Annotated in this window: 14 protein-coding genes; 5 read left to right on the top strand and 9 right to left on the bottom strand. The window is 66.0% G+C overall.

All coding sequences use genetic code 11. The annotated features are described in order from the left end of the window. The first annotated feature begins 1 nt into the window (after nucleotide 1). Nucleotides 2-5854, top strand: coding sequence for a toxin TcdB middle/N-terminal domain-containing protein (locus L7H23_RS15500; RefSeq protein WP_237836767.1), 5853 nt, complete (start codon nucleotides 2-4; stop codon nucleotides 5852-5854). 185 nt (nucleotides 5855-6039) lie between these two features. Here the strand turns inward: L7H23_RS15500 and L7H23_RS15495 are convergent, their stop codons facing one another. The 4 genes from L7H23_RS15495 to L7H23_RS15480 all read right to left on the bottom strand — a co-directional run bounded on the left by L7H23_RS15495 (nucleotide 6040) and on the right by L7H23_RS15480 (nucleotide 10325). Continuing rightward, nucleotides 6040-6339 carry a DUF3325 domain-containing protein gene (locus L7H23_RS15495; protein ID WP_237836766.1) on the bottom strand — a complete coding sequence of 100 codons (300 nt, stop codon included), beginning with the start codon at nucleotides 6337-6339 and terminating at the stop codon, nucleotides 6040-6042. Beyond that, complete coding sequence (locus L7H23_RS15490; protein WP_237836765.1) at nucleotides 6336-7895, bottom strand: PepSY-associated TM helix domain-containing protein; 1560 nt, start codon at nucleotides 7893-7895, stop codon at nucleotides 6336-6338. The genes L7H23_RS15495 and L7H23_RS15490 overlap by 4 nt, the downstream gene beginning before the upstream one ends. Further along, nucleotides 7892-8155 (bottom strand): DUF3649 domain-containing protein, encoded by a 264-nt coding sequence (locus tag L7H23_RS15485; RefSeq protein WP_237836764.1) that lies wholly within the window; start codon nucleotides 8153-8155, stop codon nucleotides 7892-7894. The genes L7H23_RS15490 and L7H23_RS15485 overlap by 4 nt, the downstream gene beginning before the upstream one ends. A 61-nt stretch (nucleotides 8156-8216) precedes the next feature. Then, nucleotides 8217-10325, bottom strand: a complete 2109-nt coding sequence (locus L7H23_RS15480; protein WP_237836763.1) for a TonB-dependent siderophore receptor — start codon at nucleotides 10323-10325, stop codon at nucleotides 8217-8219. A gap of 182 nt (nucleotides 10326-10507) precedes the next feature. Here L7H23_RS15480 and L7H23_RS15475 point away from each other — a divergent pair, with 182 nt between their 5' ends. Beyond that, complete coding sequence (locus L7H23_RS15475) at nucleotides 10508-11155, top strand: DUF4198 domain-containing protein (RefSeq protein WP_237836762.1); 648 nt, start codon at nucleotides 10508-10510, stop codon at nucleotides 11153-11155. Here the strand turns inward: L7H23_RS15475 and L7H23_RS15470 are convergent. Further along, the gene (locus tag L7H23_RS15470) at nucleotides 11118-12731 is read right to left on the bottom strand and encodes a patatin-like phospholipase family protein (RefSeq protein ID WP_237836761.1); all 1614 of its coding nucleotides are present in this window, start codon (nucleotides 12729-12731) and stop codon (nucleotides 11118-11120) included. The genes L7H23_RS15475 and L7H23_RS15470 overlap by 38 nt on opposite strands. A gap of 16 nt (nucleotides 12732-12747) precedes the next feature. Then, nucleotides 12748-14418 carry a hypothetical protein gene (locus L7H23_RS15465; RefSeq protein WP_237836760.1) on the bottom strand — a complete coding sequence of 557 codons (1671 nt, stop codon included), beginning with the start codon at nucleotides 14416-14418 and terminating at the stop codon, nucleotides 12748-12750. 176 nt (nucleotides 14419-14594) lie between these two features. Between L7H23_RS15465 and L7H23_RS15460 the strand changes: the two genes are divergently transcribed. Genes L7H23_RS15460 through L7H23_RS15450 form a run of 3 tightly spaced genes read left to right on the top strand, consistent with a single transcriptional unit; the run spans nucleotide 14595 to nucleotide 17576 of the window. Continuing rightward, entirely contained in the window at nucleotides 14595-15482 is an 888-nt protein-coding gene (locus tag L7H23_RS15460; protein ID WP_237836759.1) for a serine protease, read from the top strand. A 1-nt stretch (nucleotide 15483) separates the two neighbouring features. Continuing rightward, nucleotides 15484-16995, top strand: coding sequence for a hypothetical protein (locus L7H23_RS15455; RefSeq protein ID WP_237836758.1), 1512 nt, complete (start codon nucleotides 15484-15486; stop codon nucleotides 16993-16995). A gap of 35 nt (nucleotides 16996-17030) precedes the next feature. Next, nucleotides 17031-17576 (top strand): hypothetical protein, encoded by a 546-nt coding sequence (locus L7H23_RS15450; protein ID WP_237836757.1) that lies wholly within the window; start codon nucleotides 17031-17033, stop codon nucleotides 17574-17576. On the opposite strand, the gene L7H23_RS15445 is transcribed toward L7H23_RS15450, so the two are convergent. The 3 genes from L7H23_RS15445 to L7H23_RS15435 form a co-directional block, all read right to left on the bottom strand. Further along, entirely contained in the window at nucleotides 17573-19327 is a 1755-nt protein-coding gene (locus L7H23_RS15445; protein ID WP_237836756.1) for a hypothetical protein, read from the bottom strand. The genes L7H23_RS15450 and L7H23_RS15445 overlap by 4 nt on opposite strands. Nucleotides 19328-19570: 243 nt before the next feature. Continuing rightward, on the bottom strand, nucleotides 19571-20866 hold the full coding sequence (locus tag L7H23_RS15440; protein ID WP_237836755.1) for a sugar MFS transporter: 1296 nt from the start codon (nucleotides 20864-20866) through the stop codon (nucleotides 19571-19573). A gap of 52 nt (nucleotides 20867-20918) precedes the next feature. After that, nucleotides 20919-23333, bottom strand: a complete 2415-nt coding sequence (locus tag L7H23_RS15435; protein ID WP_237836754.1) for a glycoside hydrolase family 3 protein — start codon at nucleotides 23331-23333, stop codon at nucleotides 20919-20921. Nucleotides 23334-23429 lie beyond the last annotated feature (96 nt).

Genomic DNA, 23429 nt, shown 5'->3' with positions numbered 1-23429 from the left:
GATGCGCGCCGATTCAGGAGCAGCGGCCGGCATCACCGGCCTTCCGGGCGGCGGCGTCTCGCCGCTCGGGGACCGCTTCCAGCCCGACCTCGTGCGCGGCAGCGGGTCCTTCTCGGTCCCGTTGCCCATGCCGCTCGGCGCGGGACAGATGCGTCCGGACCTCAAACTCGATTATGGCACGGGAAGCGGGAACGGGCCCTTCGGGCTCGGTTGGCGGCTCGAACTGCCGCGCATCGAACGGCGCACCGATCGTGGCCTGCCGACCTACACCGACGCCGACAATTTCGTTCTCGGCGGCGCCGAAGTGCTGGTCGATGTCGGCGACGGCCGTTTCCGGCCGCGGGTCGACACGCTGAACTGGCTGATCGAGCGCGACGGCGACGGATGGCGCATCAAGACGGGGACGGGGTCGACGCTGTTCCTCGGCACGAGCGAGGAAGCGCGCGAGGCCGACGGCGGGCGTGTCTTTGCCTGGCTGATCGAACGCGAAGTCGACGCCGCAGGTAACGAAATGCATTTCGACTATGAACGCCGGGGCAATCGATTGCTGATCAAGGCCGTGCGCTGGAGCGTGTTCAGCCTGGTCATCGACTATGAGGATCGCCCCGACCTCATCCGCAACGGCCGCGCGGGATTTCTCCGCACGCTCGATCGCCGCGCGAAATCGATCGCATTGCACAGCGAGCGCGCGGCGCCGACCTTACTGCGCACCTATTCGCTGACTTACGAGCGCGCCACCAATGGCAGCTCGCTGCTCGCCCGCGTCGCGCTGGAAGCCGAACGCGGCGGCAAGAATGCCGCGCTACCGCCGCTGACCTTCGCTTACTCCGGCCAGGATCTGGCGGCATGGGAGTGGCGGAGGCTCACCGGGACGATGACACCGCCCGGCATCGCCGATCAGGACACACAGTTCGTCGACATGACCGGCGACGGCCTGCCCGATATATTGCACGACAGCGGCAGCGCGCTTCGCCTCTGGCGTAACGTCGGCGACGGTCATTTCGAAGGCCCGACGCTGATCGACGCGGTGCCGGCCGCGCTGCGCCTCGCACAGCAGGATGTCGCATTCGCCGATCTCAACGGCAACGGCCGCGCCGACCTGTTCGTCGCCGACCAGCCGCTCCAGCTCGCGGTAGAGAATGACGGCAAGGGCGGCTTCGGCGACCGACCGCTGATCTTCGACGGCGCTCCCGGCATCGCGCTCGCCAGCCCGCAGACGCGCCTTACCGATATCGACGGCGACGGCGTGACCGACCTTATCGCCACAATGCGCGACCATATCGTCGTGCATCATCATCAGCCGGGCGTCGGCTGGACCGATACCAGCGTCATCGACCGCGAGCATGATCTCGAGCTCTTTCCCGATGTCAGTTTCGGCGACCGCGGCGTACGGCTCGCCGACATGACCGGCGACGGGTTGCAGGACATGGTGCTGATCCGCAGCGGCGACGCGAGCTATTGGCCCAATCTCGGCAACGGGCGTTTCGGCGCGCGCGTCCTGCTCGACGCACCGCCCGCCTTCCCCGCCGGATATCGCGAAGACCGGCTGTTGCTGCTGGACGTCGACGGGGATGGCTGCGCCGACCTCGTCTATTGCGGCGACGACGGCACCACCGTCTGGCTCAATTGCAGCGGCACCGGTTTCGGCAGCGCGATCGAGCTTCCGGTCGCGATCGCGCGGCACGGCACGCCGCCGATCGCGCTCGACTTGTTCGGCGACGGCATGGCGAGCCTCGTGTGGGCCGAGCCCTCAACCACCCCCGAGGGTGCGGGCGCGGCGGCTCTCCGTTTCGACAATGGCACCAAACCCTATCTGCTGACGTCGATCGACAACGGCATGGGCGGCGTGACGACGATCGCCTATGCCAGCACCACGGCAATGCGGATCGCCGATCGCGCGGCCGGGCGCCTTTGGACGGGAAGCCTGCCCTTTCCGGTACCGGTCGTCACCGCTATCGACGAGCATGATACGATCCTCGACAACCGGCGGCGCACCGAGCTTGTGTATCGCGACGGCGTCTATGACGGCATCGAGCGCGAGTTCCGCGGCTTCGCCGACGTCGAACAGCGGCTGATCGGCGACGATTCCGCTCCAACGCTCCGCCAGCAATATCGCTATTTCCAGGGCGAGCCCGAAATGCCCGAGCCGCGTGAACGCCAGCGCCAGCGCGCGCTGAGCGGATCGCTCGCCGCGCTCGAGATCCACGAAGTCACGGAGGATGGCGAGCGGCTCTGCATGCGATCGGAGCAGCAGTGGGAAGCGGTGCAAGTCCACGACGGCGCGGACGGCTTCGTCTTCGTCCCGCGGCTCCTGAGCGTCGAGCAGCGCGAGATCGGCGAAACCGACGCCGACCGGATCGAGCGAACCGAATATTCCGAGCATGACAGCGCGGGCAACGCCGGCTGCAAGCGCCGCCGCTTTTTCTTCGAGGGCCAGCCCGATTCCGAAATCGTCAGCGAAGAACGTTCGAGCTTCATCGCGCCTTCGCCCGCCTGGCTCGTCAAATTGCCCGTTCGCGAGCAGGTCAGCGGCGCTGGCGGCACCGAACGCCTGCGCGAAACCCACTATGACGGCGCGGCGTTTGTCGGCCTGCCACTCGGTGAGGCCGAAAAAGGCCTGCCGACGCGGGTTCGCGAGCTGCATCTTCGCGACGCGGCGACTCCCGCGGGCTATCTGGGCGGGCGCGACATGGCAGCCGACGGCTTCGAACGCGAGGCTGCGGGCGGCGAACCGGGCTGGTATGCGACCACCTTTCGCGTCCGGCGCGATGCACGCGGCAATATCGTCGAACAGCGGGACGCGCTGGGACAGTCCACGCGTATCGCGTTCGACGACGACGGACTCTATCCGGTCGAACAGGTCAACGCCGTCGGGCACCGCGTGACGTACAGTTTCGACCCTGTATCGGGAGAGCCCGCGGAAATCGCCGCGAGCGACGGGCGCAGGACACGCTATGTCTGCGATCCGCTCGGCCGGCCGGCGGCGCAATATGAACTCGGCGACGCAGGCGACGAGCAGCTTGTGGCGCTGTGGGACGCCGCGATCGACGTGCTGCCCGTGGCAACATTATCATGGTTGCCGCGAAAAGCGGGACTGACGCCGGAAAGCGCCCGCGATCCGGCGAATGCTGCAGACGTCCGCCACGGCCGCGTCTATTTCAACGGTTTCGGTGAGCGCGCGCAGGAGATCGGCGACGGACCCGCAGCGGCCGACGGATCGCCGCGCCTCGTCAGCCGGCACGAGGTGCGCCAGAACGTCCGCGGGCTGGTATCGGCGACATTCGCCGACCGCTTCGTGACGAGCTTCGGCTTCGCGCCGCAATCGATCGATGCCGCCGAAGAGCGGACGCGCTATGATGCGAACGGACATATGATCGAACGCGCAGGCCCGGGCGATAGCCTGTTCCGGGCGGCGCGCGACACGGCAACGGTGACCCGCTTCGAGGGTACCGCCAGCGCACCGGCCAGGACGCGGACCGAAAACTTCGACGCGCAGGGACGCATCCGGCGCATCGCCGAATGGATCGAGCCCGCGGTTGCCGCTGTCACAAGTTACGACCTGACGCTCGACGGGCGGATCAAGGCGGTACTCGACGGCGATGGCAAGACGCGGATCGCCTACACCTATGGCGCCGCCGGCGAAGCGATTCGCATTGCATCGCGCGAGGCCGGCACGCGCGACTATCATCGCGACGCCGCGGAACGGATTGTCGCGCTGAAGCTCGCCGACGGGCAAATGCTCGATTATGCCTATGATCCGATCGGGCGGCCCATCGCGATCACCGGCGGCGGCGCAACGCTGCGCCGCTATGAATATGCCGATGCAGCGACGCCCGACGCCGATTTCACGACCGGGCGCCTTACCGCGATCGTCGAGCCGGCCTCGAGGATCGACTATCGCTATACGCGATTGGGCCGGACGCGCGCCGAGCGGGTGACGGTGAACGGCGAAGCGCTCGAAGTACAATGGGAATACGGGCTTGGCGGCGACATCACCGCGATCGTCCATCCCGACGGCGCACGTGTCGAGCAAACGCTCGACAGTGGCGGACGGGTCACGGCAATCGACGGCGTCGTCGATGACATCCTCTATGACGCCGATGACGCCGTCGAAAGCTACCGGCTCGCGAACGGCGTGACCGTCGTCACGACCCGCGAAGACCGGCGCGTCAGGGGCCTCGACGTCACGCTTGACGGGGCTGCCCTTCGCAGCATCGCCTATGATCGCGACGCGATCGGCGGTTGCATCGCGATACGCGACCGGATGCCCGGCGATCTGCGCGTCAGCCGCTTCGGCTTCGACGGCGCGCGGCGGCTCACCTCGATGGCGATATCGACCAGCGAAGGGGGCCCTCCCGTCCGGCAGGTCGATTACGGCTATGATGCAATCGGCAACATCCGGACCTGCGGCGAAACGGGAACGCAGATGGCCTATGCCGATGGCATGCGGCCGGAGCGGCTGACCGGCACTACCGGCCCCGGGGGCCCGCGCAGCTTCGACTATGATGCGCGCGGCCACACAACCGGCCTCGGTGACGGGACAAATCTCAGCTTCGACCTCTTCGACCGGCTGACCCGCGCCGAAAGAAGCGGCGGTCCGGTCGTCGACTATGTCGTCGACCCGCTTGGCCGCGTCGCGCAGGTCGATCGCAACAGCGGCGGTGCGGTGACCTCGATGCGCGCGATCGGCAGCCTCTTCGAACAGCATGACGGCTTCGCGCTTCGCCATGTCTATCTCTCCGACCGCGCAATCGCGACGATCCGCAGCGCTCCCGGCGAGGCCGATCGCACCGCCTACCAGGTCAGCGATCATCAGGGATCGGTGCTGCTTCAGATTGACGATGCCGGCACGCCGATTGCGCAGCAGCGCTATACCCCGTTCGGGCTGGCGGTCGACGATGGCAGCGCGCTCGATCGCTATCTTGGTATCGAGCGCGAGGCGTCGCTGGGCATCCAGCGCATCGGCGCGCGCATCTATTCCGCTTCGCTCGGGCGCTTCCTGTCACCCGACTGGTACATACTGGAAAATCCCTCGCTCACCGCGAGCGTCCCGCAGGGGTTCCATGTCTATAGCTACGCGGTCAACAACCCGGTCGACTTCAAGGACCCGACGGGGCGCTTCTTTTTCATCGTTGCCGCCGTCGTCGCGGCGGTCGGGTTCACTGTCGGCTTCGTTTCGGGGATCGCGCGCGGCAAATCCTTCGGCGAAAGCCTGCTGATCGGGCTGGAGACCGCGCTCACCACGACGATCGGCGCAGCGCTCGGCGCAGCCACGGGCTTCCTCGTCGGCGGGCCCGCAGGGGCGATCTTCGGCGGGATCATGGGCGGAATAAACGGCCTCTATACCGGCGCGCGCGGCATCTACGACTGGGGCGGCGGGACGGGGTTCATCGCTTTCCTTGCCGACTCGACCTGGGGCCTCCTCGGGACGTCGCTCGGCAATCTGTCGAACATCTATAATTCGATCGCTGCGCCTGGAAGCTATCAAGCCAAGTGGAGCGAACGCCAGAACCGGCAAGTATATGATCGCGGCTTTTCGATCGACGGAAAGGCCGCATTCACCGCGGGCAATGTGATCAGCAATATGCGCGGGCGGTATCCCGATCAGGGTTCGGACCTCCTCTATCACGAAACGCTGCACATCACGCAAAGCCGGATCTTCGGGCCGATCTATCAGATCACCTATGTCGCATGGCTGGTCGTCGGCGCGATCATCGGGCTGATCGCGTCGCCCTTCGTCGACCAGTCGGTCGGCCAGTCGATCCGCGACATGGCCTATTCGAACAACCCCTGGGAACGCTGGGGCTATCACGTCGGGGGCTCCGACGGGCGGGCGGGAGAGCTCAAATGGTAGCCCGGAACCCGCCCTTGGCGCGGCGAATACCGGCCGCCGTCGACGGGGCCGCTGCGGCCATGGTAACGCCGCAGCGGATACTGCCTACGGATTCGCGTAAACTGCCGCCACGCCGCAACCGCCACCTCTGGCATCGCTGCTGACGAAAATGCGGCAGGAGCAATCTTGCCAGTTCGAGATGCCCCCTATGGCGGCGCTCGGCGCGAGGAAGATGTTCGGGCCGACAGGCGTGTGAGGAACAGGACTGTGACGAGCGCACCGGCGCTCATCTGCCCGAGCCATTCGACCGTGCCATAGGCCCAGCCAAGCCCCCGGCCGGCCAGGACAAAGGCCAGCGCGAGACAGGCCCACCCGGCTGCGCGAAGCGCTTTGGGGGCGGCAGCCGGGAGCTTTCGCCCAAGGAGGTCGCGTTGATGGCGATCGCGCGCGAGGCAGAGCATCGCGAATCCCGCGCAGGCGAGGCCGAAAAGCAGGATATGGATCATCCGGCGGCCTCCTGCCGCGAATGCGCATCCGCGCCGCGCACCCGCCTCCCCGGTTTCTGCCGGCGCGCGACTTTGAACGCCGCGAAGCCGAAGACCGACGCGAGCAGGAGCATCGCCAGATCGAAACCTGCGAAGACCCAGTCGCGGGCGAGGAGGCTTGCGACAAGCGAGCGATCGGTCGTGAGCGCGTTCACGACCGGAATGGCCGCGAAGGCGATTCCGGTCGCCGCGAAACCTTCGATCCATGCGCGTCCGGCCGGCCGCGCGATCGCCCATATGGCGACGGCGCCCCACACGATGAACATGGTGCCGATCTCGCGATCACTCCGTCCGGCGATATCGAGCGGCAGAAGACGGTTGGCGAGAAAATAGGCCGCGATCGCCAGGGGCAGGCCCGCAATCGCCGCGATATTGAGCTTCTCGACGAGCCGGAAACCGAAATGCGGACGCTCGGGATCGGGAAGTCTGGCGCGGCGCTTTACAGTCCACAGGATCAGGCCGGACGCCACCATGACGCATCCGGCAATTCCCGACAGGAAATAGAGGAAGCGAAGCAGCACCGAAGCGAAACGGCCGGCGTGAATGCCGATCATCGTACCTTCGGTGGCCGTCGCGGCACCGGCAGGATCGCGCCGCTCGACGACCTTGCCCGTTACCCCATCGAAGGTGATCGAGCGCGGGCGCACCGACATGCCGGCATCGGGCGCGCTCGAGACGATGACTCGCGCCGTGCGATCGCCGGGATTCAGGATGCGGATGCTTCCGGCCGCGACGCCCCATTCGCTTTCCGCCTGCCCGACCAGCGGCGCGACGGGCGCGAGCGGGGCGACGCCGGTCTTCTCCCCGGGCGCCGGCCAGGGGAAGGCCGCATCGAAGAACTTGTCTTCGCTCGCATAGTTGGCGGCTATCCCCCACGGCATATAGTGCGTCGCGAGGCTGACGAGCCCCGTATAGGTGATCATCAGGATGAAGGGCAGGAACAGGACGCTCGACACATTGTGCGCGTCGAGCCAACTGCGCTGCCCCTTGCCGAAGCGCAGCAGGAAAAAGTCGACGAAGATCTTCTTGTGCGTGACGATGCCCGAGAGGATCGCGACCAGCATCGCCATCGCCGCGATGCCGACGATCCAGCGCGCCCAATACCAGTTGATGTAATGCAGGTCGTAATGGAAGCGGTAAAGGAACCAGCCGCCGAGCGTCTCGCGGGCCTCGACCTTTTGACCGTTCCCGTCGAGCCGTGCTTCGGTCGGCGCATCGGCAGGTACGTCCGGGCCGTTGACCCAATAAAGCTGCAGGTCGGCGGCGCGCTTCCCCGCCGAATAGACCGACCATTCGCTCGCACCCGGAGCCTCGCGCTGCAACCAGTCGGTTGCGCTCTGGAAGCCGCGTGCCGGATCGACGGGCACGCTTCGCACTTCGGGCGTCATCCAGCGCGTCGTCTCTTCCTGGAAATAGGCCGAGGTGCCGGTAACGAAGATCGCGAACAACAACCAGCCGAGCAGCAGTCCGGTCCAGGTGTGCAGCCACGCCATCGACTGACGGAAACCCTGCTTCACAGCCGGCCACCGATCGAGATCAGCAGCCAGTCGATGCCGCCCGCCAAAACGCCGAGTACGACCAGACCGAGCCAGAGTTTGACGGTCGAGCGAACGGCGAACGCGGCCATCGCAATTCCCGCAAAGAGGATGAAGGACAGCAAGGTCGCACCGATGCTGGCCTGCGCGGCGCCGCCCGGCAGCAGGCGCGCGATGAGCATCGTGAGAACGGCGGTGACGGCGTAGTTGAGCGGCACGGCGGCGAGCGCACGCAAAGCCACGTCCCGCCAACCGCTCTTGCGCGCCACCCTGGCCGTCCCGCTCATCCCGCCCTCATCCCCGTCAGAAGCGGTAGCCGAGCGTGCCCATCACATTGCGCGGCGCCCCGACGAAGCAGTCACCACGTGCGAGGCAGGAGGCATAATATTTATTGTCGAACAGGTTCGTTGCGTTGAGCGCGAAGCGCCAGTTGTTCCAATTGATCTCCGCAAGTGCGTCGACCGTCATGCGCGACGGGGTGACGATCGACCAGACGGGGCTCGTCGATACGCTCTTGCCGCTATAGACGACGCCGCCGCCGAGGCGCAGTTGCACGTCGCTCGCAAGGTCGAAGCTCTTGGTCGTCCAGAGCGACGCGGTGTGACGCGGCATATAGTCGAGGCTGGTGTTGGTTTCGGACTTGAGCTTCGAATAGCCATAATTGGCGAGCAGCTCGAAATTGCCGGGCAGCGTGTGGCTCGCCTCGATCTCGAAGCCCTTGGTGTTGAGCACGCCCGACTGCGTCGTCCCGCCGGCGGCGAGATAGAGGACGCGGTTGCGTTCGCGGATCTTGAAGACGGTCGCGGTGACGAGCGTGTTCGGCGCCGGCTGCCATTTCACGCCCGCCTCGTACTGCGTACCGGTCTGCGGCTTATAGGGGTCACCGAAGGTCCCGTCGCCATTGTCGATGCTGCCCGCCACCGGCAGGAAGCTTTCGGTATAGCTGAAGAAGGGCGAGAAGCCCGCACCAACCTCGCCGATGATCCCGGCACGGAAAGTCGTCGCATTGTCCTTCTGGCCCGACGAGCCGGTGACGCGGTCGCGGCGCGCGCCGAGCACGACCGAAACGCGGTCGAAGAAGCGAATCTGGTCCTGCACATAGACGCCGAGCTGCTTCTGGCTTTCCGTGGTGAAGGGGCCGCTGGGATCATAGGTCAGCAGCGCATCATAATCGATGTCGTAGAGATCGACGATCTCGAAGCCGAAGATCCCGCGCTTTTGCACCTTGTTCCAGCTGTAATCGAGGCCGACGAGCAGCTTGTGCTCGATATTGGCGCCGGTGCTGAAATTGAGCTGGAGATTGTTGTCGGTCGAGAAGACGTTCATCCGCGCGTCGCTGGCATCGGCGTAGAGCCCGATGGTGCGGCCGTCGGTGCCATAGACCGAAAAGGGATCCTGCGGGTCCGTATAGCTGTCGGCATAATGGGTATTATATTCGAGGTCGCTGTCGATATAGCGCGCCTTGAGGCTGAGCTTCACGGCGTCCGAGAAGCGGTGCGTGATCGATCCGCCGCCCTGGAGCGAGCGGCCGGCATAGCGGTCCCAGCCGGGCTTGCCCACGAAGGTGTAACGACCGAGTTGTTCGCCCGCGACCGTGTTCGGCCGGAAGGTGCCGATGATCGGCAGGAACTGCGAGGTCGAGCCCGTGTCGTCCTCCTGATAGAGGCCGGTAAGCACGACGTCGGTGTCGGGGGTCGGCTGCCAGCGGATCGATGGTGCGAACATGACGCGGTCGTCGGGGACGTGGTCGACATAGGTGTCGGCGTCGCGCGCGCGGCCGACGAAGCGGACAGCGAGCGTGTCGGATACCGCGAAATTGACGTCGCCCAGCACTTCCTTGCGGTCATCGCTGCCATAGACGAGGCTGATTTCGCCGCGGGTGTCGAAATCCGGCGTCTTGCTGACGAGGTTGACGAGGCCGCCGATCGAACCCTGCCCGAACAGCACCGAGGCCGGCCCGCGGACGATCTCGACGCGCGAGAAATTATACGGGTCCGAGGTGATCGAGGCATAATAGCTGAAGATGTCGCGCATACCGTCGCGGAACTGCAGCGCATCGAGCCCGCGGATGTTGAAGCCGTCGACGCGCGTGTCGCGACCATAGGGGTTGGCAAGGACGCCAGCGGCATATTTCACCGTGTCGCTGATGCTGATTGCGCCTTGCGCCTCATATTGCTCGGCGGTGATCACCTTGACCGGCTGCGGCAATTCGGTGAGCGCCGTGTCGGTCTTGGTTCCGGTGTAGCCGAAAACGACGATGGTATCGTCGGCTCCCCCCGCATCGGCTTCCGCCGTGGCGGCATCGTCCGCTCCCTCGCCCGCCCTATCGCCCGCCCCATCGCCCGCCCAGGCCGGATTGGCGGCAAAGGCCAGCGTTGCAGCTCCGCAAAGCGCGATCATTCGGACGGTCATGGCGTTCCCCTTCTTGCGACTCAATCTCAATTGGGACCGGCGGCTATCGCCATCGCGACGCCATGACAAGCTAATAATAATCGTTTGCAATAATGACCATCAACGGCCACACACCGGTCGCCGAAGCCGGCCGATCGCATCAGCGAGGTCGGCCAGCCGGAATTGAAGACGGGGAGAATCCGATGAAAAAGACCCTTGCCGCCTTGCTGGCCTTCAGCTTTGTCGCCGCCCCCGCGGCCGCACATGAAGTGTGGATCGAGCGCGACGGCGACGGTCCGGCCCGCATCTATCTTGGCGAGCCCGCCGATATTGTTCCCGAGGCGGGCGATCCCGAGTTCCCGAACCTCAAGACCCCGTTGGTGTTCCAGACCGACCGCACGAAGCCTGCGATGCTCGCGCGCCGGGCCGATCATATCGAGGCGGCAGTCGCCGGACCCGGCGACGTACGCCTCGCCGACGACAACGTCTTCGCGCCCTGGGAAGGTGAAGGCGGCAAGTTGGAGGGTGTCGTTTATTACGCCCGGGCCGGACGCGGCGAGACCCGCACCGGACTTGACCTGGAGATCGCGCCGACGGCGCCGGATGCCGACAGCGTGATCGTCTCCTGGCTCGGCAAACCGCTGGCGGGCGCCAAGGTGACGGTGATCAATGCCGATCGCTGGCAAAAGAGTTTCACCGCCGATGCAAATGGCCGGATCGACGTTCCCGTATCCGCACCGGGACGCTATCTGGTGTCGGCCAGCCACACCGTCGAGGGCGCCCGGACGCTGGGCGGCAAGCAAGTCGCCAAGGTTATCCATGTATCGACGCTGACCTTCGTCGCGCCCTGATCATTGTCCCGATCCGGTCAATTCCGGCTTCGCGACCTCCTACGGCGATAGTCGGAAGCTCGATCCAGCGATCGGGCTGCCGACTGTCCGGCGGCTGCGGGGCCGGAAACGGCCGGCTCGCCTTAAAGCGGCCAAAGGCCCGAAGGCACGCCATGAAATCGGGATTGAACATGGCCCCGCTTCGCGGCGCACCTCCCGACAGATTCATGTCCGAACGGCAATTCTTCCATTCGGCGGCGAAGCCGGGCTCGGGCGCCGGGTCGACGAAAGTCGTTCCATATCCGTCGGCGGTGGTGACGTATAGCGGCGTCGTGGGCCATATCAGCCGCAGCGCGGCGATCGACGACACCTCGGACTGGTTGACCATCAATGCATAGCCGCGCATCGCCGCCGTAAACGCATCCGCCTTGGCGTCCGGCGCGACATCCGCGCGGGCTTCCGTCGGGCCATTGCGAACGACATAGGCTATACCCGAATAATCGGCGCCGGCGTCGGCACCCGCGCGGGCCATGGCCCGCTCGAACAGCGCTTGAGGAAGCGCAAAAAAGACCGACTGACGTACCCCGCCATCCATATAGGTTTTCGCGCTGCTCCGGTCGGTAACGCCGCGCGGGCGCGGCCCGACGACCGGCTCGATGCTGGAAATGCGGAGCTGCTGATACTGGACCGGCACCGCGGCGGATGCCATCGCGGCCCCGGTAAGGCATTGCTGGCGTTCGCGCACCGGCATCGTCACGCTGCGAACACCGTCAGGGCCCGCGACCGGGTAGGTGCCGCGCGCTATTTCATTCGCCGAAACGAAGAGCAGCTGCCCGCTCCCGGCTTCGACGAAGCCCAGCATCACCTCCGGCGCCCGGTCGCTCGCCAGCGCTTCGATGAGCGGACAGTCGGCAAGCGTCAGCGGGTCGGCCGTCGGCCGGCCTGCGGCCTTCGGGCAAAGCGCGGCTTCGATCCGCGTCCTGAGCGGACCCAAGCGCGCGACCGACCCCTTGAAAACCGCCCCCAACCACGAACCGCGCTTGACGACATCGGCTTCGCTCGCCGGCGAATATTGCCTCCTGAGCTCGGTCAGCCATTTCTTTTCGGGCTCCGCCGCATGCGCGCCGACGAAGAGCGCCTGGAGTCCTCCGGTGCTGACACCCGTCACGACCCGCGGCTCGGGCAATTGCGAGGGGTTTCCGTTTGCGAGCGCCTCAAGGAAACCGGCGCCATAGGCGCCCCACTGCCCCCCGCCAGACAGCAGCAGATAGACGGGGCGCCCGTCCGTTCGGGCGTCCGCTCCCATCACGCCCGCGGTCGCTTTCGCGGTCAGAACGCGCCGGGCCTGCGTCTCGATCGAACGGCCCATGGCCGATGTATCGATGATCCGGTCCAGCTCGGCGGGCGCGAATATTGCGGCGGACGGAACGGCGCTGTCGCTGCGGATCGCCTCGACGATGCTGTTGTCGCTGACCGGCTGCGCGAAGTGCGTCCTGAAGGGCGCGCACTCCAGCGTAAGCGCTCCGGACGAGGCACAACCCGAAAGCAGCAACGCTCCGGCCGGGAGGATCACGGTTCGGACAAGGCGGTTTCGCATCGCTGTTACTCCGTCTTCAGGCCGCCGGCGGCTGGTCGAGCAGCCCGTAACCGACGAGCGCGGGACTTGTGAAAAGATTGCGGATCCGCGCCTCGGGCACCAGCCTCTCGCGCGTGCGGCGCCAGCCGGCGATGCGGCTGCCATGATCCTGCGGATCTCCGAAATTGTCGGCGACCCGCGCTGCGTCGAGATCGCCCAGTTTTGCCCAATGCATGGCGTAACGCACCGGCTTGCCGTCGATGACCGCTGCATCGAGCGTGTCGCGCAACCGGCGCGCCGCCTTGACGATCTCGCCGCCGAACTGTCCCAGGCCGTTCGGCGCCTTGGCCGATATCCCGTCGATCTCGATCACCGCAGTGTCGCCGAAATGCGTGAAAGCGAGCGAGCCCTTCGCCCCGGACACGAAGCGGATTGTATAGAGAAACGTCGGCAGACACCCTTCCACGGCCTTGCAGATCAGGGGAATGACCGCCGGCAGAGCCTCGCGGGGGATGGCGAAAGATGCATTCCAGAGTGCCCCCGGAAAACCGCCCGTGATCACGTCGCCGTGAAGTTCGCTCCAGCGCCGCGGCGCCGCCAGCGTCCCGCTTGCCAGAAGCTCGTCGACCTCTCCCCTGTACATTTCGAACACAGAAGGAAGGCTGCCCGCGCGCTCCTTCTGCGAAAGCTGTTCGATCGCCGCGGGAAGGAAGTCCGTCGCGAGCGGGGCCTTGACCGGGTCCGCAGGAGTAAGCGGCGACGTCTCCACCGGAAGGTAGAAATTATGGATGGCCTCGGACCCGTTCCAGGCGAAAGGGTCGATCGTCAGTTCATAAAAGGCCGGATTTCCGGGTAGCCCGAGCCTCGACGCCAGCTCGCCGAACGCTCCGGCGGCCAGCTTCCCCAGCCAGTCCGCATCGATCCGCGCAAAACGGAAACGGTGGGAGAAGCTTTCGTCGGGGGCGAGGCGAAGCGCGACGCCGTTGACGATACCCATGGCGCCGAGGTGGACCAGCGCATCGTCGAAAACCGCGTCGTCGCTGATGACGTCATTGGCGAATTGCCGGGCGACATCATCGCGCAGGACCGGGTTGGTTGCGGACTGCACCCAGACCGACCGGTCGGGACCCGTCACGAAATGCATCCCGCAGACAAGATTCTGGATGCCGCCGTGACCAAGGCGCGAGCCGTGACTGGCAGTGGCCGCAGCGCCCGCAACGGAGGGGCCGAGATGGGTTCCGCTCGTTTCGATCGAAAGGCCGCGCGGAGAGCCCCAGTTCACGATTTCGCGCAGGCGCGTGCCACCGAGTGCAAGAACAACCCGGCCCGGGGCGATCCCGCTGTCCGGATGCTGGTCGGCCGGGTCGAGCGGCGCCACACCGGCAAGACCGGCAAGGTCGACGAGCAGATCGTCAGCTGCGATAAGGTCGGCGAAGCTCCAGCCGCGCCCGGCGATACCGCACGAGCGCGGATAGGGTTTGCGCCGCATCGGCGGCGCGGGTCGGTCGATCCTGTCGGTCATTTCCCGAAGCAATGCGCGAAGGGTGTCGCCGCTCGCTGCAAACATCGCGGGACCTGCCATACCGGCGGCGTCAGCGCAGAAGAGCTCGGCAATTTCGTAGACCGTGCCATCGGGCAGATGCCGCCCCTCGCTGGTCAGATGATAGTTGCACCACTTCGGAAGATAGCTGATCGCATAGCCCGGCATATTTCCCTCCCGTCCCGCGGCGAAAGAGGCCATGGCGGGGCGACCCGTGCAACGCCTTTCTGATGGCGAACGGCGCCTGCCCTCATTTTTCACGTTTCGCGAACGGTCAGCGAACGGAACGCGCGCGCCGGGCGCCCTACACTCCTCCCGTAGCCGATCCTGGGGGAGAGAAAATCATGCGAAAATATCTGGCACCGCTGCTTGCCGGGCTCGCCGCAATACCGGCGCCGGGCCTTGCCGCCGATATCCAGATCGTCGGGGGCGAGAAGGTTCCCGCCGATGTATTCAACTGGCAGGTTGCGATGATCGAGGGCAAGCCCGACCAGGACCGCAGCCGCGCACAACTGGGGTGCGGCGGCGTCCTCATCTCGCCGGTCCATGTGCTGACCGCGGCGCACTGCGTCGACCGGAACGGGGGCGGTGGCCGGCTGCAATTGCCGTACGAGCCGATCGATGTCGGGTCGATCAGCCTGCTGGTCGGCGCCGTAAACTACCGCGCTCCCGGCGATGGCGAACTCATTGCCGCGGCGGCGATAACCGTGCATCCCGGATGGAAATCGACGGACAACCGGCTCAATTCCGATGCCGCAATCATTCGTCTGGCGCGACCGGTCACGCAGGGACAGATCGTGCCCATTCGCCGCAAGCCCGTCAGTTCGGCAACGGGCAGCGTCTGGGTCAGCGGCTGGGGCCTGACCGAACATCAGCAATTGTCGGATCATTTGCGCGGCGTCGCGGTTCCCGTCGTCGATCCCGGCCCGTGCGCGGTCGGCAACGACTATCGCCTGACGAACAACATGTTTTGCGCCGGCCTGAAAGAAGGCGGCAAGGACAGCTGCGGCGGGGACAGCGGGGGGCCCGTCGTCGTCGGGTCGCTGGGCCGGGTCCAGCTGGTGGGGCTGGTCAGCTGGGGCGGCGGCTGCGCCGCGCCCGATCATTATGGCGTCTATACCCGCCTCTCGCAGATGCTCGAATGGATCGCCGAAGCCAGCGGCAACGCGGCCCGCTTCACATCCGCCGACCCGGGGCCGCTGTTCGATCTGCCGAAGAAGGGGGAGATCTGAAATGAACGGACGGATACTCCTGCTGGCGGGCTCCAGCCTGGCCCTGGCGGCATGCCAGACGGTCGAATCGCGGCCGATCGCTTCCACGCTGCAACCGGCTGCGGCGGGCGCGACGTCAAGCGGTTCGGGTGTGACGCCGATTCTGGATGGAGGCGATTGCCCCGAGGGGCCGCAGCCGGTCTGCGACAATGGCATCAGCGCCGCGCCGACATCCCCGCCACCCGCCGCGCCCCTGAACCGGGCCACTTTCGAACTGAACCCGGACGACGACGGGATGATCTACTTCCTCCCGCGCCAGCTCGCAAAGATCGTCGCCAAACGAACGACGAAGAAGCTCAGCGAAGCGGTTACGGACGTGACGAAAGCGCAGACTGCCCTCGACACCGCGAAAGCCCGCCAGGCCTCGCTGGAGAAGGAGCAGGCGGCGATCGAGGCGCAACGGCTTGCACAGGCCGGCGATGCCGGGGCAGTCGCCATCTATGACGCACGGCTGAAGGAGCTGACGCCATTGGTGGCCGAAGCGAAGACCGCGGCGGCCAATGCGCAGACGGCGCTCAAGGGCAAGACCGACGCGCTCGCGGCCTTGCGCATCAAGGGTCTCGACGGTGATCCCGAAACCGACATCGTGACCGTTACCGTCGAACTGCCGCCGCTCAGCGCCGATCCCGCCTTCGGCTTCCGGCTTCGGGCGCTGCACAGCATCCAGCGCGACGACGAGCACAAGCTGATCGTCACGCCGGGCGGGCTGCTGACCAGCACCGACGTCGTCGCGACCGACCGTACCGGCGATATATTGGTCGAGCTTGCAACGATCGCGGGCGCGATTTCGGGTGCCGGGGTCGGAAAGACCGCCCTCGACGGTTCCATCCCTCCCGATCCCTGCCTCGGGGCGCCCAGCGAGGTGATCAGCATCGTCGACTTCGCCGATCCCGCCGATGTCGATCAGCTCGAACGCGACCTCCAGTGCATGAAGATCCGGCTGCGGCCCGCCGCGGCCGTGCAGACGCGCTACACCGGGCTGAATGCGACCGCGCGGGCCGCACCGGGCATCGCGACGCGGATGCCGGTCGAAGTCCCGATCCGGATCGAGCAATGCACGTTCGTGGAGTGCGGGCCGGGCGACTATCGCCTGCGCGAGGTGCGCTATCTGCCGCTACCGCAGGCCGGTCCGATCGGCTTCGTCAAACAGGAAGCAGGGGTTTTCACCAGGACCCAATACAAGCTGGGCTTCAAGGACGGCGTGCTCGTGTCCTACGACGCCAATCGTCCGAGCGAGCTGCTCGAGATCGCGCGCACACCGATGCGGCTTGTCGATGGCTTCTTCTCGGGCTTCAGCAAGATCATCAGCCTCCGCACCGGCCGGAACGACGAAGTCGTGTCGATGTCGGCGAGCGAGCTCGCCAAGATGATGGCGCTGGCACGCGACCAAAGCGCGGCCGAGGCCTTCCTTGCCTGTGTCCGGACGAAAACAGCCGCGGGCGAGTCTTTCGACGCCTGCATGCCGACTTCCTGATTGCGACCTGACGGGCGGGACGGACGAGCCATCCTATGATCGACGACAGGACGCCGGGGCATGACCCCGCCCGCCGCGAACGGCATCGCCTGATCGCCCGCCTCCTCCGCCGCGCGCTGGGCGAGCAACGGCGGACGTGCGTCGTCGGTTGCGTCGGGTTTCCCGACGAACAGGAACTGCTCGGGCGGGACCTCAGCCTTATGACCCTCGTCGATCCCGACGCGTCGACAACTGCAGCACTGCGTCGCCGCTTCGGCGAGGCAATCGTGATCGAGACGAGCCCGCCCTCGCCCTTTCTCGCGCGCTGCCGGTCGAACGGTGAGCGTTTCGATCTCGTCATGCTGCCCGGGCTTGCCGACCGGACCGACGACGAGGCACTCGGCACCCTGCTCGGCGAGATGGTCGGCGCGCTCAACGACGGCGGCTGCGTGCTTCTGGTCGCACATGTGTCGACGTCGCGGCTGACCGGCCGGACCCTCGGCGACTTTGTCCAGCTGTTCGAAAAGGCGGTAGGACCGCTCGACGTATCGGCACATCGCGAGGGTGATCTTGCTGTGCTGGCTGGACAGCTTCGGGCCTAGAGCATCGCCGCCGCGTCGAGTGCAGCCGCAAGCAGCGCGCGCTGTCCGGGATCCTGAAAGGTCCGCAGCACGACCTCCGCTCCGCCGAGGCTGGCGAGCTGGTACGACGCGGCCCGGGCAGCATCGCGGTCGCCGACCTGTGCGGCGGCGATCGCAAGCGCCGCCTGGGTGGTCGGATAGGTCTGGAGCTCGGCTGCGGCATGACGAAGCAACGGAAAGGCCGTGGCGGCATCGCCCGCCAGGAGCAGGCTGACGCCAATGCCGGTCAGCGCATAGTTGCGAACCCCGGCAGCAGGGTTGATGCGCAGCGACAGCTCGAAGCGTTCGCGCGCCCGCACTGGATTGCCATTGGCGATATCGACCCACCCGCCCCAGAAAAGCGTCGGCTGATAGGGCGGAAGAAGCGACAGGGCGTGCGTGACGAGCCGGTCGGCCTGCGCCATGTCACCGCCTATGCTGACGAGCGTCCCCGCCGCATAGCCCAGAGCTTCGACATTATCGCCGCCGAGCCGCAGCGTGTTCTGGAAATGGTGGATGGCGGCGCGACGGGTCGCTTCGCGGTCGATCGTCCAGCTGAAGGCATAGGCGATGCCGTTGCAAAAGGCGGCAAGCGAAGCGGACAAGGGACAGGTGGGATTGATCGCCACCAGTTCGTCGGTGAGCTGGATCGCCTCCAGCCCGCTTTCGCGCTGCCAGTTGCGGTACAAAGCGTTCGCGCGCCAATAGAGATCATAGCTGTCCATCCGCGCAACCGGCGATGCAAGGCCGCGATGCCGTTCGGCAACGTCGATCCGGGTCCATATCTGCGGCGCAACCGCGACGGTGACGCTTTCGGCGAGCGAAGCGATCGCCTCGCGGACCGTCTCGAAGCTCTGCACCCAGAGTTGCTGGCCGCTCGACCCGTCGAGAAGCTGCACCGCCGTCCGGATGCCGCTCGCCGACGGCCGGACCGACCCGCCCAAAAGATAGCGCACCCCCAGGGTGCGGGCGATTTCGGAGGGGGTCATCCGGCGCTCGGTGAGCGCGGCCGCTGCCGAACTGGCAACCACGAACAGCTGGGGCAATTGGGCGAGCGTCAATCCGATATCCTCGGCGATGCTTTCGCCCAGCCAGCCGGGGACCTCGGGCGCCGCAACGGTCTGGAACGGCAGGACAGCGACCGACGGCTTTGGCGGCAATGCGGGTGGTTTGCCCGCGATCAGCGAAGCCGTCGGCGGCAGCGGTCCGCCGAGGACTTCCTCGACCGGCGCAAGCGCGGCATCGGGCTCCGGGATCGATATCCGCTGAAGCTCGGCGATCCGGCCGCGCTGGCGGAGCAGCCATTCCTCGAATTCGTCGCAATCGGGAAGGTCGATGCCTTCGAGCAGATCGCCCTTGTCCTTCATTGCGTCGGGTTTCGGGGCGACGACGAGTTGATCGATGTCGACCACGATCCGGTCGAGCCGCAGCTGGATACGCTGGCTTTCGCGAACGAGCAGATCGTCCGCACCATATCCCTCGAGGATGGTGCAAAGCGTCGACAGTTCGCGGCGCAGACTCGATTGCGCCTGCGCCTGTCCACGGGTTCCCCAGAGCATCGCCTGCAGCCAGCCGCGGGTGCGCAATCCGTTGGGCGCGAATGCCAGCAGCGCCAGCAGCGCCACGGCCTTCCGGCTCCGGATGTCGATACGCTCGCCGTCGGGCGCGAAGAAGCCGAACGGACCGACAAGGTCGATCCGGAATTTTCCGCCCCTATGCAGCGCGTCCCCCATGTCGCGAGGAATAGAGAGGTCGCGCCGTAACGCAACCGGCCGATCCCGTTATTTGATCAGTATTGGCGAGGATGACAAAGGGGGCGGCCGCCTGCTCGCCACTATATGTCTTCGTCCGGGAACGCGCGAAAACATATAGTGGCAGACGGTCGTCATCGTCTGCGGGCCGTTGCAGGCCGACTGCGCGGAAACAGCCCCGAAACCCGCCCGCCTCGATGACGGGCGGGTCCCCCTTTGGCTCGATCAGGTCGCCGGGCGTCGCGCGTAATATCCGAAGCAGGCGATCACCGCATAGCAGATCGCGGGCAGCGCCAGCGCGACCGCGAGGCTGCCCGTCACATCCGCAATGGCGCCTGTCGCGAGGGGCACGACTGCGCCGCCGAAGATCGCAATATTGATGATTCCCGATCCGTCAGCTGCCCGGCTGCCAAGCTTCTCCGACGCCAAGCTGAAGATCGTCGGGAACATGATCGCATTCATCAATCCGATTGCAAGCAGCGACCAGGCGGCGACGCCACCGCTGCTGTTGGCCGAAATCAGGATCAGCGTAATCGCCCCCCCCGCAACGCCGGCAAGCAGCTTGCCCGGGCTGACGCCCAGATACATGATGCCCGAGCCGATAAAGCGCCCGACCATCGCCCCGCCCCAGTAAAGCGCGACCATCCATCCGACGACCGCTTCGGGCTGGCCGAGCACGCGTTCGAGTGCGAGATAATTGATCATCAGCGAACCGATCGACACTTCTGCCCCGACATAGAGAAAAATGCAGAGCGCGCCGAAGCTGAAGCGCGGTCGCTTGAGCAGGTCGAAGCCCGCGAGCCCGCCGCTTGCCTCGTGATTTTCGCCCTTCAGCCGGTTGCGGAACATCCACACCGCGGCGGCGACGATAGCGAGCGCCGCCGCGATACCGAGATAGCCGTGGACGATCGCCTGACTCTCGGCAACGCGATAGGCGTCCAGCGCAGCACCCGACAGGTCGGCCGCCTTCACATCCTTGAGCGAGCCGAGGATCAACCCGGCGCCGACAAGCGGAAAGATCGTCGTGCCCAGCGAATTGAACGCCTGCGCAAAGGTCAGTCGGCTATGCGCAGTTTCCGGCTTGCCGAGGAGCGAGATAAGCGGGTTCGCAACGACCTGCACGATGACCACACCGCTGGCGAGTACAAAGAGCGCGAAGAGGAAAAGACCATATGTCGCCGTCTGCGAGGCGGGAATGAAAAGCAGGCAGCCGACCATCATCGTCAGCAGTCCCGCCACCGCGCCGCGCATATAGCCGATCCGCTTTACGAGCTTCGCGCCCGGGATGCCGATCAGCAGATAGGCGGTGAAGAAGCAGAACTGCACCAGCATCGCCTGGGTATAGTTCAGCGTAAACAATTCCTTGAGCTTCGGAATGATCACGTCGTTCAGCGATGTGATGCCCCCGAAGATGAAAAAGAGACCCATTACGAACAGGCGCAGTTCGGGGGCATCGACATGCTCCCCGGCACGTCCGGCCACGATATTATCGGCACTCGTCAGATCTGGCGATACGGCCACATTGTCTCTCCCCGGAATTGTATCACGCCAGTCTCTTTGCGCGGTTCGATCGTTACGCCGCTGGCGGACAGGCCAGATTTTCGCCGACCGCCTCGACCCGCGCCGACATGAGCGTCAGCGCGAGGCCCTTGTCGCCGCTCAGCGTCACGGCGTCACTGACTTTCTTCAGGTCGGCGCCGGTATCGGCGAAACAGCGCAGCGGGATCCTGATCGTCGAGACCTTGCCCGCCGGGGCTCCCGCGACGAGCGCTGAAATGTCGAACGCCCTGTCACCCAGCGACAGGCGCGCGGGGCCGGCGGCGTCGATGCGCCAGTCGATACGCAGCGCGAAACTGTTGTTGAGCTGGCGCGTCATGTCGGCGCTCGGACCCGACAGGCGGAACGAGGCTGCACCCGTCCAGACGAAACTCTTGCCATCTTCCTGCGCCGCGACGTCGACCGATTTCGCCTTGAGCAGCCCGTAGCTGCTGTCGAGCGGCCCCGACTCCACCTGCCGCGATCCTCCGGCGTCGGCGATCGACAGCGTCCACGGCGTCCGCGCGCGGCCGCCCGAAAAGAAATTCTCGACATTGAGCATTCCCGCAATGTCGACCCCGGGTTTTTCCGACAGCTGCGGCACGGTCTTCCGGTCGGCATAGGTCAGGCCGTACCCGACATCGAACTGCGGCTTTTCGACGGGCGAGCGCGCGTCGGCGGGCCAGGCGAAGGGCAGCTTGCCTGTGAAACCACGCGGCGTCTTGCCGTCCTTGCCCGCAACGAGCACATCGGCGACGCCGTCGCCCTGCGAGCCCGGCAGCCACGCCGCGACGAACGCGTCGGCAGCGTTGATTTCGGGGTTTGTAAACAGCGGGCGACCCGAGAGGAACAGGGCGACAACGGGAATCCCCGCCGCCTTCAGCTTTTTCAGCGTCGCAAGGTCGGTCGCCTCGGCGGGCTGATAGTCGAGCGTCGGAACGTCGCCCTGGAATTCGGCATAGGGATGCTCGCCGAAGACGACGACCGCGACGTCGGGCTTTTCCTTGTAGACGCCATCATCCGAAAGCGTCGCGATGCCGCCGGCATCGCGGACCGCCTTGTCCATCGCCTCCCAGATCGTCTGCCCGTTCGGGAAATCGGCGTGGGTGACGTCGGTGCCCTGCCAGCTGATCGTCCAGCCCCCCGACTGGAGCGCCATGTCGTTCGCACCGGGGCCTGTGACCAGCACCCGCGCGCCGGCCTTGATCGGCAACACGCTGCCGTTGTTCTTGAGGAGGACGAGCGATTTCGCGACCGCCTCGCGCGCAATCGCCAGATGTTCGGGCGCGCCGACGGCGGCGAAATTGCCCCGGTCGACATGCTCGACATCGAACAGGCCGAGCTTGTATTTGACGCGCAGGATGCGGCGCACCGCATCGTCGAGCCGCGCGGCGGGGATGGTGCCGTCCTTCGCCTGCTTCACCGTCGTCTCGTAGAGGCCCTTCCAGCTGTCGGGCGCCATGAACATGTCGAGCCCGGCGTTGATCGACTGCGGACAATCGGTGACGCTGCATCCCGCAACCTGGCCATGGCCGTTCCAGTCGCCGACGACGAAGCCTTCGAACCCCATCTTGTTCTTGAGCGCGTCGGTGAGCAGCCCCTTGTTGCCGTGGTGCTTGACCCCGTTCCAGCTCGAGAAGCTGGCCATGACGGTCAGGGTTCCGGCGTCAATCGCGGCGGGATAGCCCTGTGCATGTCTGGCGACGAGTTCCTCTTCGCCGATCTTCGCATCGCCCTGGTCCTTGCCCTCGAAGGTACCGCCATCGGCGAGGAAATGCTTCGCGGTCGCTGCGACATGCGATGCGTCGACCGGACGGCCGGCGACGAGCGGCCCCTGCAAGCCCAGCACCATCGCCTTGGCATAGTCCGCGACCAGCTTCGGGTCCGACGAATAGCCCTCGTAACTGCGGCCCCAGCGCAGATCCTGCGGCACCGCCAGCGTCGGCGCGAAGGTCCATTCGATGCCGCTGCCCGAAATCTCGGCCGCGGTCACCTGACCGATGCGGTGGAGCAATTCGGGATCGTGCGCGGCGCCAAGGCCGATATTGTGCGGAAACAGCGTCGCGCCGGGGATATTGTTATGCCCGTGAACGGCATCGACCCCGAAGATGATCGGGATCGCGACACCGTTCGGCTGCGGGCGCAGCGACACGGCGCGGAATTCGCCGACAAGCCTTGCCCAGTCTTCGGCGGTCGAGCGCTCATTGCCGTTGGGACCGCTGTTGCCGCCGGCAAGGATGGACCCCAGCGGATAGGTTTCCAGATCCTTGGGCGTGATTGTGCTGATGTCGCCCTGGACGAGCTGTCCGACCTTCTGCTCGATCGTCATTTTCGCGATCAGCGCATCGATACGCGCCTCGGTCGCAGGATCGGTGATCGCGGCCGGGCTTTTCGCCGACGGCCAGAGCGCGGTGTGGACGTCGGCGGTGCCCGAATTCGCTGGCTGAGCCATTGCCGCACCGGCCACCCCTGCCAAAAGCAGGGCGCTCGCCATCGCTATCGCCTGTCGACGCATCTCTCTCCCATCCCTCTTATGTGAACGTTATCA

It is taken from the genome of Sphingopyxis sp. BSN-002 (assembly GCF_022024275.1).
Classification (GTDB): domain Bacteria; phylum Pseudomonadota; class Alphaproteobacteria; order Sphingomonadales; family Sphingomonadaceae; genus Sphingopyxis.
This window is presented reverse-complemented; position numbering and strand designations above follow the sequence as displayed.